This is a genomic window from Microbulbifer epialgicus (assembly GCF_041447265.1).
GTDB classification, from domain to species: Bacteria; Pseudomonadota; Gammaproteobacteria; order Pseudomonadales; family Cellvibrionaceae; genus Microbulbifer; species Microbulbifer epialgicus.
In genome coordinates this window covers 53113-66923 of sequence record NZ_JBGMEK010000017.1, presented here as the reverse complement: position 1 = coordinate 66923, position 13811 = coordinate 53113, and the positions used below count along the sequence as shown (strand labels likewise).

Below are 13811 nucleotides of genomic sequence, written 5' to 3'. Positions count from 1 at the left end.
GTTCAAAATGCCGTTCCTGCTCCTTCGGTGCCAGCTTTTTTCCCAACAGGTTTTTTTAGCTATGAGTTTACTGACATCCATCTGGTCCAACCGCAATTACCGAATGGCAATGTTTGTCGCGCTGTTGGCTATCGCCTGGCTTTTGAGCGGAGTAGTAGGACCCGGGGATACGCTCGATAATGAGGAGGCTGTCACTGGAGTCGCCAATCCCGAGCCGGTTATGCGCGTCCAGGCTCAGAGAGTTGAGGCCCAATCCTACGCTACACAGGCTTTGATAAACGGGCATACGGAGGCCAACCGCAGCGTGCGTCTGCGTGCGGAGCTGGATGGGGTGATTATTGGTTTGCCGGTATCAGAGGGTAGCTCAGTACGTCGGGGCGAAGTGATCTGCGAGATTGAAGCCGAGGACCGCCTGGAGAAACTGGCTCTCGCCGAGGCGGCCCGGCGCAAAGCAGAGCTGGATTATGCGGGGGCTATACGCCTGAAAATGAAAGGCTTGCAATCTGATACGGCCATGGCCCAGCAGCAGGTTTTCCTGGCCCGGGCAAAGGCGGATTACACACAGGCGAAAGTTCTAGTGGATAACCTCAAAGTTCGCGCGCCCTTCGACGGTGTGGTCAACAGCCGCGCAGTAGAACTGGGTGATTTTATTCGTCGCGGTGAAGAGTGTGCGACCTTACTGGATTTGGACCCGGTCCTGGTAGTTGGCGAAGTCTCGGAAAACCAGGTGGGTCAGCTGATTCCTGGGGGCCTGGCCAGTGCGCAGTTACAGCGCGGAACACTTGTGCAGGGTAAATTGCGTTATATCAGCCAGCAGGCCCAAGAGGTGACCCGTGCATACCGAGTAGAAGTGGCGGTGCAGAATCCCGGTAATGCGTTGCGCGGTGGCTTGAGTGGCCGCCTGGCTTTGCCTACAGGAGAAATTCTGGCACACCATATTAACTCCTCACTGCTGACCTTGGATGACCGGGGAGAACTGGGAGTGCGTATCCTCGATGAAAATAATAGGGTGGATTTTGTCAACGTTACCTTGGTGGGTGATGGTGATGGCGGTGTTTGGGTGAGTGGTTTGTCGGACCTGGTTACTTTGATTACTGTCGGCCAGGAATATGTCAGTGTTGGTGATATTGTCCGGGTGGAATTAGTCGATTCCGAGCAGGATTTTGACAGCCCTTCACGCCCTGTTGAGGTCACTGCCCCTAAGTCCGATCTCATGCCAGCCTCGGAGCAGCGTTCTATTGCCGAGGATGATCAGTAATGAAACTACTGCAGAACGCAATTGAGCGAAATCGCAGCACGCTTTGTCTGATGTTGCTGATTGTATTGGTAGGACTGGTAGCGCGCGGTGCAATGACCATTGAATCCAGTCCCGAGGTGAACCCGCCGTTTGTGATGGTACAGGTTACCCATGAGGGAATTTCCCCTGAGGACGGTGTGCGGCTGTTGGTGCGCCCATTGGAGCAGGAAATCAGGGCGGTTGAAGGTGTGGTCGAAGTGATAGCTGTCGCTAGGGAATCGCTTGCTTATATTGTTGTGGAGTTCGATACCGCAATTGATGTGGATGATGCGGTCGACGATATTCGCAATGCAGTGGAAAGGGCCAGGGCGGAACTGCCGCGGGATGCGGAAGAGCCAATGGTTGAAGAGGCCTCTGCGCAGCCTTTCCCAACAATTGTGGTTACCCTTTCCGGGGAAAAAGTCAGTGAGCGGGTATTACTAAGCAGCGCGCAATTGTTAAAGCGTAAAATCGAAAATATCAGCGATGTGCTGAGTGCCGATTTACATGGCAATCGAGAAGAAGTGGTCGAGGCAATAATTGATCCGGTGCGCCTGGAACACTATCAGGTGACAAGTACTGAGCTGATTAATGCTGTGCTTGGCAATAACCTGTTGATTCCTGCTGGCGAACTGGATACTGACCGCGGGCGTTTTTCTGTGAAAGTCCCTGGGTTGATTGAGACTGCGCAGGATGTCTATGAAATTCCTCTAAAGAAATCTGCCGATGGTGTAGTGACTCTGGGAGATGTCACCGATATCCGCCGCACCTTTAAAGACGCCGTCAGCTATACCAGTATCAATGGCCGCCCCGGTCTTGCCGTAAATGTCGAGAAGCGCAACGACGCCAGCTCTGTTAATGTGGCTGACCGCGTTAGGGCGGTGGTGCAAGAGGAGCTGGATACTTTGCCCCAGGGCGTGGAAGTGGAATTTGTCTTCGACCAATCCAACTTCGCTCGGGATATGGTCAGTGAAATGCAGGGCAATATCCTTACCGCCATGCTGCTAGTAATGATTATTGTGGTTGCCGCATTGGGTTTCCGTTCGGGTATCTTGGTGGGCTTAGGGGTGCCTTTCTCTCTGCTGTTTGGCTCTATCATCACCTGGTATCTGGGGTATTCCTTCAATTTTATGGTGATGTTTGGAATGCTGCTGGCTCTCGGCATGCTGATTGATGGCTCCATTGTGATTACAGAATTTGCCGACCGCAAAATGGCGGAAGGCTTAAGCGCTCGCAATGCATATATTGCCTCAGTCGGTCGAATGTTTTGGCCAGTGGTCGCCTCTACTGCAACCACCCTTGCAGCTTTTCTGCCTATCATGCTCTGGCCAGGAGTGGTTGGGGATTTTATGCGTTACCTGCCGGTAACTGTTTTTGCGGTCTTGGCAGGATCACTGCTATATGCACTCTTTTTTGCCCCGGTGCTGGGCGCCCTGTTCGGTAAGAGTAAGCTGACTGCATCCACTCGGGATCATTTAAAGCAACTGGAAGAGGGGCAACCGACGCTGTTGCCGGGCATTACTGGTTACTATGCCCGCATACTTGCATTTGCTTTGCGCCGCCCGGGGGCTGCTTTTGCAACCACGATAGTAGTTCTCGTAGCTATCTTTATTGCCTTTGGCCGCTACGGTGCCGGGGTTGAGTTTTTTACTGAAACTGAGGAGCAATACGGAAACGTGGAGATTCGGGCCCAGGGTAACCTTTCCATGGCGGAAAAGAAGGATTTGGTGGCCAAAGTGGAACAGGCTGTGTTGGGAGTACCGGAAGTTCGCGTTGCTCACACTACCATTGGGTCTGGTGGAATATCCGGTAATTCTGATCGTGCTCCAGATCAAATCGCCAATATGCTTGTGGAGCTGTTGCCGGCAGAGGAACGTGAGCGTCGCAGCCGGGAAATCTTTGCGGATATTCGCTTGCGAACGGCTAAATTTGCCGGGATCAAGGTAACTGCCAATGTGATGGAGGGAGGCCCCCCGGTCGGTAAGGATATTGTGCTGGAGCTGCGCGGGCAGAATTATGAAAAATTACTGTCGGAAACCTGGCGGCTGCACCGGGCCATGGAGAATGAATTTACCGGCTTGAGGGATATTGTAAATACCGCTCCACTACCGGGCATCCAGTGGGAAGTACAGGTGGATCGTGCCAAGGCGGCCTTATACGGTGCGGATCTAACCGAAGTGGGGCGTGCGGTACAGCTGATAACAAATGGCGTACGTGTGGCGGAATACCGCCCCGATGACACCGATGAAGAAGTGGATATCCGCATCCGCTATCCACAGAGTGCGCGCGGAATTGCCGCGTTGGACGAACTGAAAGTCAATACGGCGAAAGGTACAGTGCCTATCAGTAGTTTTGTGCACACGGAGGCGATGCCCAAGGTGGACAAGATAGAAAGGATTGACGGCGTTACCCGTATGCAGGTGAAAGCAGATGCCGAGGAGGGCGTGCTGCCGGATGATAAGGTAAAGGAAATTCGGGCGTGGCTGGAAAAAAATCCGGTAGATCCGAGTGTAGAATTGTTATTTCGGGGGGCGGATGAAGAGCAGAGCGAGTCTTTCCAATTTTTAGGGGTAGCCTTCCTGCTTTCATTGTTCCTGATGTTTATTCTGTTGGTGACCCAGTTCAACAGTTTTTACCAATCATTACTGATCTTGTCTTCGGTGATTATGTCGACCATTGGCGTGATGCTCGGTCTCCTGATTACCAAGAGTACTTTCAGTGTCATTATGACCGGGGTTGGGATCGTTGCCTTGGCGGGTATCGTGGTTAACAACAATATTGTTCTGATCGATACCTACAACTTTGTACGCAAAAGTGAGCCGGGACTTTCCATTGCCCAGGCTGCGCTCAAGGCATCCACCCAGAGGCTACGCCCGGTGTTCCTTACCACGACCACCACTATTCTCGGTCTATTGCCGTTGGCGTTGGGAGTAAGCGTGGATATGGTTGGCAGAAATGTAGTTGTCGATGGAGTCATTGCTTCTTTTTGGATCAAATTAGCCAGCGCCATTGTGTATGGACTCTCCTTCTCCACTTTACTTACACTTTTGGTAACACCGGTAATGTTGGTGCTACCGGGTCATTTGCAAGGAAGGTTTTACCGGATTAAGTTCAGCAAAAGGCAATGGAGCTAGCTTTAATAGTCGCATTATTGTGATCACTAATTGCGGGGGCTACGGCTCCCGTTTTCTTTACAAGGATTGGAGATGCCAAAAAACTGGCCTGCAAATATTGTTGAGCGTAGCCATCTACTCGCTGAGGAGAGCTTACGAAAGGCTATTGAGGATTTTATTCGACAACATCAGTTACCTGCCGAGTTTCATTCGGTAGCCGAACAATATTATTTACCCTTGGCATTGTGGTTATTGGAGCGACAGGTATCGGGGCAAACGCTGGTAGTTGGGATTAGTGGTGGCCAGGGCTCGGGCAAATCAACACTGGCAGACTTTATTCGTTTGGTGCTTTCTGAGCAGGGAGCCGGCTGTTGCGCATTATCCTTAGATGATCTTTACCTGACTCGCGCAGAGCGTCAACAGCTCGCGCAGGAAGTCCACCCGCTGCTGAGTACACGAGGTGTACCGGGTACTCATGATATCAAGCTGGGACTGGAAACCTTGTCCGCCCTTTGTCGAGCAGATGAACATACGCTAACACCATTACCTCGCTTCGATAAATCCGTGGATGAGCGGGTGCCTAGAGCATCCTGGCCGATATTTAAAGGGAAAGCGGATGTGGTTCTGTTGGAGGGTTGGTGCCTGGGAGCTAGACCATCTGCAAGTCTCCAATCCCCTATAAATAGCCTGGAGAAATCTGAGGATAAATTTGGTATCTGGAGAAACTTTATCAACCAGCAACTTGAAGGGTGTTATCGGGAACTATTCAACCGGATGGACATTACGGTGATGCTAAGGGCTCCGGGGATGGAATCAATACTTGAATGGCGAAAGTTACAGGAGCAGAAGCTACGCGAGCGAACTGGTGCCGGTATGGGAGATGAAGAACTGGTTCGTTTTGTTCAGCACTATGAAAGAATTTCATGCAACCTAATCGCGGATATGCCGGGATGGGCTGATTGTGTTTTTGTGCTTGGGGAGGATCACTTGGTCAAGGAGTTCAGTTTGAAGGCTGTGTTGAGCTGAACCCCGGCAAATCCGGAGTTCAGTTCAATGAGCGCTTTTGTTAACGCTATCAGGCTTGTCTTACTTAGCCTTGGGCGGACGACCGCGACCGCGCTTTACAGGAGCAGCTTCAGTTGCTGCGGTGTCTGCTTTTTTGGGGCGGCCCGGCTTTTTCTTGGCTTGTTCGCTTTTGGCTGGGCGACCGGGCTTCTTTTTGGCGGTTTCTGCCTTAGGTGGACGGCCACGACCGCGCTTTACAGGAGCAGCTTCAGTTGCAGCGATATCTGCTTTTTTGGGGCGTCCTGGCTTTTTCTTGGCTTCTTCACTTTTGGCTGGACGACCGGGCTTCTTTTTAGCTTCTTCGGTCTTCTTGGGACGGCCAGGTTTTTTCTTGGTCTCTTCAGTGGCAGCGGCTGCTTTCGGTGGACGGCCAGGCTTCTTCTTAGCTGCTTCGGCTTTTGCCGGGCGTCCTGGCTTTTTCTTCACTGCGGCAGTAGCTTTCTTGGCAGCAGCAGCGGCTTTTTTGGCTTCAGCTGCAGCTTTCTTCTTATCAGCTGCAGCCAGTTTTTTGGAAATGGCTGCTTCTTCCTTGGCTACAACTTTGGCAACTTTAGCGGCAAGTTTGTTCGCAGCTTTGATTGCAGCCAGCTCTTCCTTGGCTTCAGAAGCAGCAGTCTTAACTTCGGTTGCTGCTACTTTAGCTTCTGCAGCAGCTTCACGGGCTTTCTGCAGCTGCTTTTGTTGTGCAGGAGTCTTCTTTTTGGCGCGGATGGTGGCCAGCTTGTCTTGTGTGGTTTTAGCTTTTGCTACAGCCTTCTTGGCACTGTTTGCCAATTTTTCTGCTTTAGTGGAAAGGTCCTTCTCTTGTTTGATGCGGGCGTTTTCCAATTTTGCGGTGAGGGAGCGTAGCTCCGCTTCCAGTTGAGTAACATCGCTAGTAGCGACTTGAGATGCTTTCTTTGTAGCCATTAAATTATCCCTGAAAAAGAGTTGTTCTAGTAAACGGGGGTATTCCTATCAATTATTCTCAGCCATCTTCGTAATGATTTACCTTGTCGAAGATGTTTGTTTTCGGCAGAAAACAATTGATAGTGAGTCCCCCCAAAGTGAGCGGCGCTAATTGCAGCTTATTTGTATACCTAAATGCAAGTGTTTTATAGGGTTTTTTGCTATTTAATGTAAAAAAAATGGTTTTTTTTACATATTTCCATTTTCTGGGCGACTTCAGGATGGTTTTAGAGGTTGATTTACACTCTTGAGTAATTCGCAAGTTTGTTTCGCGTCTCATCGGTAGAGTTTAACAACTTTGGTAAAAATACGAATAGTTGAGTAATTTCCTATGGATTAAAAAGGCTCGGCTTTTGTGATCAAGTTGTTCAGGCTTCGGATCGATAAATGCCGCCGATTTGTTGAGATAAACAGAATAAGAGCTTCAAAACTTCACGAAGTTAGCAAAACTTAACTGATAGATGCCGATTGCTCTTCGAAGTTGGATGAGATCTACGATCAAAAGAACTTTATTACTTGATTACGTTGGCCCGATGGGCAGGTGGCTGTTTTTTACAGCGCGAACCAATAGATGGAGTTACTAAAAAGGGGGAAGGGAAGAATACACTGTGCTCGGGACCGTATGAGGCATGGATGCCGATTACGAGCTTACAGGGATGTATTCACAGTGAGTCTCGCGTGCAGTGTATTCTTTCCATCTGACCCAGTAGTAGATGGACACAAAGGAATTGAGTTACCAAAGGGAAAGCCTTCTAATTTATAAGGGTATATCCGTTCGGATCGGAACCTTGACGGAGGCGTTTAATACGAGATGCGATGAGAAAGCAGTTTAGTTTCGAGAACAAATGGTGAGATTACATCAGAAATTGGTGAGGTAGGGAGCTCCAACCTGATAAACAGAGTCCTGTGTTCAATTTGTGACAGAATCAGCAGGCAGGAGACGACCATTTCCTGTCTCTTTGTGCAGTTAGTGGGTATTCGCAAATGCTTAAAGGTTGCCGGCTTTTAAGTTAGCTCCCTGTTATATCCAGTTGTATTGGGGATGGTAGGTTCCTTTGTTATCTAATGACAAGATTTTGCTTTTTTACAGCTGCTGCATTTTTTGTGGCTTATGCAGCGTGTAGAGCACACTTGATTGGTTCTGTTTAGGTCGCTAACGCCCTATTTTTAACTTTGTTTGCTGTAAAGCACAAAGGATCCTTCTTCATTGTGCTCATCTCTATTTATTTCCTGCGTATCAGGAGAGGGAGTAATGGCCCAGTTTAAATGTTGGAAAGCGTTGATTATTGCAGTAGGAAGGTGGGGGTGTGTATCAGTTGGTGTAACGGATAAGAGCAGACTTCGGTGAAAGAAGGAGGCCGTGTTGTTTCTATCACCGAAGGAGAATTGGTTACATTATTCTCGGTTCTTGGTCAGGTTAGAGTGGCCCGTAGGGGAGGTAGCGATTATTTGAATGTTTGCGAATCCATAACAGCTGCTCGTGCTTCAACGAAGCTTTACGTTGGCGGAGGATTTTTGCTAAAGGGATTACGGCCGACTCAGCCCCGGCATCCCAGCCGGCCAATTGCATTTCAGCAAGGGTAAAAAAGCGGATTAATTGCCAAAGTTGGTCGTCACTCCAGTATTGACTTTCTTCTAGCCAGTATTGAGCTGGGAGGCGGATAAGCCGTGAAGCCTGTTGATCCTCTTCTTTAATAGCCCCAATGAGGGAGTCGTTCGATGCGGCGGCAGTAATGAGTCTTTGCAGTTGATCCCGGTCGAACTCCCATTGGCTTTCTTCTTGCTGGCCACTTACCTGTGGCTCCCAGGCCCCGACACTCATACTTACTCCTTATTTCAGGTACGAATTTCTCACCATTATAGCGGGCTGGATATATATCTGCGGGAGGAAATTTCCCGATATTGCGCAAGAAAGGTATTTTAGCCGAGGAAGATGTCCGGTGAAGCTCGAGAGAAATGGGATAATATAGAAGTAATTCACCGCGCCGAGGTCTCGATGGAATTTATCACTAAAGCTTTACCCGCTAGCAAGCGGGTTGCACTGATAGCACACGATAACCGCAAGGACGCAATAGTTGATTGGTGTCTGCGCCATCGGCCCCTGCTCGAAAAACATCAGCTCCTGGCTACTGGAACCACTGGGGGCAAGATTGAGGGGGCAACGGGGCTGGATGTTCATAAATTGTTGAGTGGGCCCTTGGGTGGGGACCAGCAAGTGGGAGCCAGGATCAGCGAAGGGGAAGTGGATCTGCTGATCTTCTTTTGGGATCCCTTTGAGCCAATGCCTCATGACCCAGACGTCAAGGCTCTATTGCGTATCGCAGCAGCCTGGAATATTCCTGTGGCCTGTAATTCGAGCAGCGCTGACATGATTGTGCAGTCTGCGTTGATGGATAGGGCATTTGACCGGGAAGTTCCGAACTATCAGCGTTACCTGAAGCAACGTTGATCGGATTTTTCGTTCAAAAAATAATCTGTAGGGCCGGGGCTAATTGATAACCTATTGATTTATAAGGGTTATTTTCCCGGGTTATAGGTTGTGCTTGCAATGCTTGCCAATTCGCGGCAATCTTGCCCACCAGATCAGACCGGTTAAACCGGCACCCTTGGTATTTGATAATTGCACGGTGTTTTATGAGTAGACGACGCGGAAAGGCCGTAGAAGAAGAAAAGGCAGATATCGACCTGACGCCCATGTTGGACGTTGTATTTATCATGCTGATCTTCTTTATTGTGACGGCATCCTTTGTGAAAGAGAAAGCGTTGGATGTAAATGTGCCTGATCCGAATGAGACCAACAATGCTCAGCCGGATGATACCAAGCAGAATATCTTGCTAGTTGTGAATGCCAACGATGAGATTACCCTGGGTGGTAGCCGTATTGATAGCCGTGCCGTTCGCGCCCGTATTGCCCAGCTATACGCTGAGAACCCCCAGGCTATTGTGATTGTACGCGCACACAATAAGTCCAGCGCAGATACTTATGTACAGATCGCGGATGCGGCCAAGGAAGTAAACCCAGGGATCCAGGTATCCCTGGTGCCTTTTGAGAAGTAAGCCCGCTTTTGGGTCAAGAGTATCGAGCTAAAAAGCCAGCAATTTGCTGGCTTTTTTTATATTTGGAAAAAGAAAAAGTAGATACCGATCACATAGGGGGCAGGTTGGCTTTCCAAGTCGCAAGGTGATGATTTTTTGATTAGAACTCTGAGCGGATAGCCCATAGGTCGGGAAATACGGCCTTGAATAGGGTGCCCTGCAAGTATCCAACACCGCTGGATCCCCCAGTGCCAATCTTGCTGCCGATGGTGCGCTCTACCATCTTTACATGCCGGTAGCGCCATTGTTGTAGAGAAGTATCAATATCCACCAGGGCCTCACAAATCTCGCTAACGAGGGGGTCATTGCGGTAGACATCAATGAGTATCTTCTGTACAGCCGGAGAGGGTTGGGCAACCTGGCTGTAATCCCGCTCTAATATCGTTTTTGGTATCTCATGCCCCTCTTGTACCAGGAAGTTCAGGAAGGCATCCCAAAGTGTCGGGGATTCAAGTCGCTTTTGCAGGCGTCGGTAGTGGTCAGAGCCGGGCTCATAATTCTCCAGTTTCCCGGAGTCCTTCGCACCGTACAGAAACTCCAGCTCGCGGAACTGAAATGATTGGAAACCGCTAGCGGTGGAAAGGCGGTCGCGAAAGGAGAGGAACTCCAGTGGGGTCAGGGTTTCGAGGATATCTACCTGCTGGATCAGGGTGCGGTAAATGGCATCCACCCGCTTGAGCGTATGTAGGGCACGGTTGCGCTCGCCGGCATTGAACAGGCGAACAAGAAAGTCCAATTCATGCAGCACTTGCTTGAACCACAGCTCATAACTCTGGTGAATTACGATGAATAAAAGCTCATCGTGTTCAGGGCCATCGGAAAGGGGCTTCTGGCACAGCAGAAGTTCGTCTACTTTAAGGTATGAGCTATAGGTGAGGGTCATAATGAGCAGCTTCCTCGTCGGGTTTTAATTAGCTGCGAAATAATGCTCTTTTTGGCCCGTCAGGATCAACATAAAAGTTTCAGTAAAGTGATTAGTATGATGCTCAATATTAGGCCCGGAGCTCTTTGAATGGAAAACCCCGCAAAACTACTGCGTGTCGATGGCAAACGCCTTTGGCGTAGTCTTATGGAAATAGCTGAAATAGGGGCGACCCCTGGGGGGGGGTGTAATCGCCAGGCATTGACCGAAGAGGATCGTCAGGGGCGCGATTTATTTGTGCGCTGGTGCCGTGAAATCGGCTGTGAGATTCGCGTGGACCGCATGGGGAATATCTTTGCCCGGCGCGCCGGGATTGATAATAGCCTGCCTGCAGTCATTACCGGCTCACACCTGGATACGCAGCCAACCGGTGGAAAATTTGATGGGGTGTACGGGGTGCTGGCAGGGCTGGAAGTGCTACGTACCCTGGAGGAAAAAGGCATAAGAACCAAAGCACCGCTGGAAGTGGTGGTGTGGACCAACGAGGAGGGCGCACGCTTTTCCCCAGCTATGGTGGGCTCTGGTGTTTGGGCTGGGGAGTTCAGCCTCGAGTACGGACATAGCCGTGTGGACAAAGCCGGCCTCAGCATTGGCCAGGAACTGGAGCGTATCGGCTACCTGGGCACCGAAGAGGCTCAACCGACTCCTATCAAAGCTGCCTATGAGGCACATATCGAACAGGGCCCGATCTTGGAAAATCAGGATCAGGTGATCGGAGTGGTCACCGGGGTGCAGGGAATTCGCTGGTACGATCTCACTTTCTTTGGGACTCCCTGCCATGCCGGACCTACGCCCATGGAGGATCGCCGCGACCCGGTAAAGGCGATGGCATGGCTTTGTGAAAGGCTTTACGGCGAAGTGAGAGCTTACTCCGAAGATGCTAGGATTACCTGTGGCGATTTGCGCGCCACACCGGGCAGCCGCAATACGGTACCGGAGAAGGTCGTGCTGGCTTTGGATCTGCGTCATCCTATGCCTGAGGGGTTAGAGCACTTGCACCGCACTCTTTATCGGATGGTGGAACAGGTACAGGAGGCTAGCGGTGTCGCGATTGATATACGCGAAGAATGGTATTCGCCACCAGTGGCCTTCAACAAGAATTGTATTGAAGCTGTAGAGAGTGCGGTACAGAGTTTAGGGTATAGCCACCGGAGAATGGTTTCTGGTGCTGGCCATGACTCAGTGTATGTTTCCAGAGTCGCTCCGGCGTCCATGATTTTTGTCCCCTGTGCCGGGGGGCTTTCCCATAATGAGGCCGAGTCCGCAGAGCCGGGGCACTTGGAGATGGGTTGTAATGTATTGCTGCAGGCGATGCTTGCGAGCGCCGAGCTGTCCTGACATGGCCGAAATTATAAAGAAAGAATGAGGGGCTGCTGGTAATTGTTGCCGGTGGACTGAGATAAGAAATTTGGATGGACTAGATGAGTGAATTTACCCTGAAGTACCGCAAGGACAATGGCGGTACCGCTCCGCTAACCAATTGGGGGATGGACTCCGAATACGGTGTATTGCGCGATGTCCTTATCGGGCCAGTGGATAATTTCAGCTGGCGCACCGGCAATGCCAGTGCGCGCCGTGCTGAGCGACTGGGTATGCAGTTCGATCATAAGGTGGCTGAAGTTCAGCATGCAGAGATGCTCGATGCTTATCGTCATGCTGGGATCAATACCCACTTGATTCCGGCAGATAACAGCCTGCCGTACCAGATCTATGGGCGCGACTCATCAGTGATGACCCCCTGGGGGCCTATCGTGACGCAGATGTACAGCCCCTGGCGCCGTGGTGAATGGGTACCGATCGTGAAGAAATACGCCGCGTTGGGTATTCCTATCTACGATGTGATTACCGCAGGTTCTCTCGAGGGCGGTGATTTTATGGTGCTGGAACCGGGCGTGATTCTGTGCGGTTATTCCGGTGAGCGCACCAGTCCCCAGGGTTTTGAGCAAATGAGGGAGTGGGTGGAAAAAGAAGGCTGGGAAGTGAAAGGTTACCAGTTTGACCCCTTCTTCCTGCATATCGATGTTTTGGTGGCGATGCTTGCGGAAAAGCTTGCGGCAGTCTGTGTCGATGCGGTAGAGCCTGAGTTGATACAATGGTTTAAGAGTCGCAATATCGAAATTATTGATATTCCCTTCCCGCAGGTATTGGAGCTGGGGGTCAATGTGGTTGCCCTGGGCAATGATCGAGTAATGCTGCCCAAAGCCAATACCGGCTTGGCAGAAAAGTGCCGTGCACATGGTCTCGAGGTGATCGATCCGGATATCTCCATGATTACCCCCGGAGGTGGTGGTGTTCACTGCATGTGCCAGCCACTGCGTAGGGATTCTGTTCTGCAGTCTTGATAGGGATGTACGTCCCGGTGTATTTCAAACTACCTGGCAGCCAGTGTCAGAGGCTGCTGGGTTAATCCCGTCAACGAATGTGGTTGGTTCTGAACTCGTCTGAGCGAGAACAGGAGTTAATATGAATCGCCTGCATGGGTGGCTCGCGATTGTTACCTGACAGTTGAAATTATGGCAGGAGTTGTTAGCACAGAAACAGCTTCATAACAGGCCATATTGAGAGGCTGCCTAGAAATCCCTATTGATTCTAAACTCGGAGAATAAAATGCAAAGCGCATGTGCGGAAATTCAGGCTCTGGTCAATGATCGTGTACTTGAAATCACTATCAATCGTCCGGAGCGCAAGAATGCCCTGACCATGGCTATGTATACAGCCATGGCTGAGTTGCTTAACAGTGCTGCGAATAACAAGGATATTCGTGTAGCTATCATCACTGGTGCTGAGGGCGTTTTCACTAGTGGTAATGACCTGATGGATTTCCTCGGCGGTTCCACAGATGGCGAGGAATCCCCGGTTTTTCAGTTTATGAGCGCACTCTACAATTTCCCCAAACCGGTTGTGACAGCTGTGAATGGCCCGGCAGTGGGTATCGGTACTACCTTGCTGCTGCACTGTGACCTCTCTTTTGCTGGTCATGATGCTATGTTCCAGATGCCTTTTGTTAACTTGGGGCTATGTCCCGAGTATGGCTCCAGTTACCTGTTGCCGCGCATTGCAGGCCACGTTAAAGCCTCAGAGCTTCTGCTGCTCGGTAAGAAATTTACAGCCCAGGAAGCAGTGGAAATAGGCATTTGCAATGCCGCTGTGGAGCCTGAGCAGGCAATTGTTCGCGCCCGCGAAGCGGCTGTTGAGTTGGCAGCAAAGCCGCCGGCAGCAGTGCGCTTGACCAAGCAATTATTGCGCCGGGCGACGCAGGAAAAAGGACGGGAATTTATCCAGGATGAGGGCCGCCATTTCAAAGAGCGTCTGACTTCTGAGGAGTTTAAAGAGGCTGCAACAGCCTTTATGGAGAAGCGCCCCGCAGATTTTTCCAAGTTTAATTAAAAAA

11 protein-coding genes are annotated in these 13811 nt (G+C 50.6%); 8 read left to right on the top strand and 3 right to left on the bottom strand.

The features are described 5' to 3' along the window. Window positions 1-61: 61 nt before the first annotated feature. The 3 genes from ACCI49_RS09855 (at window position 62) to ACCI49_RS09845 (ending at window position 5415) form a co-directional block, all read left to right on the top strand. The gene (locus ACCI49_RS09855) at window positions 62-1258 is read left to right on the top strand and encodes an efflux RND transporter periplasmic adaptor subunit (protein ID WP_371838791.1); all 1197 of its coding nucleotides are present in this window, start codon (window positions 62-64) and stop codon (window positions 1256-1258) included. Beyond that, window positions 1258-4410, top strand: a complete 3153-nt coding sequence (locus tag ACCI49_RS09850; RefSeq protein WP_371838790.1) for an efflux RND transporter permease subunit — start codon at window positions 1258-1260, stop codon at window positions 4408-4410. The genes ACCI49_RS09855 and ACCI49_RS09850 overlap by 1 nt, the downstream gene beginning before the upstream one ends. A 72-nt stretch (window positions 4411-4482) precedes the next feature. Next, window positions 4483-5415, top strand: coding sequence for a phosphoribulokinase (locus ACCI49_RS09845; protein WP_371838789.1), 933 nt, complete (start codon window positions 4483-4485; stop codon window positions 5413-5415). A gap of 60 nt (window positions 5416-5475) precedes the next feature. Here ACCI49_RS09845 and ACCI49_RS09840 read toward each other — a convergent pair whose 3' ends face one another. Together ACCI49_RS09840 and ACCI49_RS09835 are read right to left on the bottom strand one after the other, a co-directional pair. Beyond that, complete coding sequence (locus ACCI49_RS09840) at window positions 5476-6363, bottom strand: hypothetical protein (RefSeq protein ID WP_371838788.1); 888 nt, start codon at window positions 6361-6363, stop codon at window positions 5476-5478. A 1456-nt stretch (window positions 6364-7819) separates the two neighbouring features. Next, entirely contained in the window at window positions 7820-8224 is a 405-nt protein-coding gene (locus tag ACCI49_RS09835) for a hypothetical protein (RefSeq protein ID WP_371838787.1), read from the bottom strand. Between the two features lie 174 nt (window positions 8225-8398). Between ACCI49_RS09835 and ACCI49_RS09830 the strand changes: the two genes are divergently transcribed. Further along, window positions 8399-8851 (top strand): methylglyoxal synthase, encoded by a 453-nt coding sequence (locus ACCI49_RS09830; protein WP_371838806.1) that lies wholly within the window; start codon window positions 8399-8401, stop codon window positions 8849-8851. 185 nt (window positions 8852-9036) lie between these two features. After that, on the top strand, window positions 9037-9459 hold the full coding sequence (locus ACCI49_RS09825; RefSeq protein ID WP_371838786.1) for an ExbD/TolR family protein: 423 nt from the start codon (window positions 9037-9039) through the stop codon (window positions 9457-9459). 139 nt (window positions 9460-9598) lie between these two features. On the opposite strand, the gene ACCI49_RS09820 is transcribed toward ACCI49_RS09825, so the two are convergent. Then, window positions 9599-10381, bottom strand: coding sequence for a tryptophan 2,3-dioxygenase (locus ACCI49_RS09820; protein WP_371838785.1), 783 nt, complete (start codon window positions 10379-10381; stop codon window positions 9599-9601). 129 nt (window positions 10382-10510) lie between these two features. Between ACCI49_RS09820 and ACCI49_RS09815 the strand changes: the two genes are divergently transcribed. The 3 genes from ACCI49_RS09815 (at window position 10511) to ACCI49_RS09805 (ending at window position 13807) form a co-directional block, all read left to right on the top strand. Continuing rightward, the gene (locus tag ACCI49_RS09815) at window positions 10511-11758 is read left to right on the top strand and encodes a Zn-dependent hydrolase (protein WP_371838784.1); all 1248 of its coding nucleotides are present in this window, start codon (window positions 10511-10513) and stop codon (window positions 11756-11758) included. An 83-nt stretch (window positions 11759-11841) separates the two neighbouring features. Then, on the top strand, window positions 11842-12762 hold the full coding sequence (locus ACCI49_RS09810) for a dimethylarginine dimethylaminohydrolase family protein (RefSeq protein WP_371838783.1): 921 nt from the start codon (window positions 11842-11844) through the stop codon (window positions 12760-12762). A 265-nt stretch (window positions 12763-13027) separates the two neighbouring features. Next, window positions 13028-13807 carry an enoyl-CoA hydratase gene (locus ACCI49_RS09805; protein WP_371838782.1) on the top strand — a complete coding sequence of 260 codons (780 nt, stop codon included), beginning with the start codon at window positions 13028-13030 and terminating at the stop codon, window positions 13805-13807. Window positions 13808-13811 lie beyond the last annotated feature (4 nt).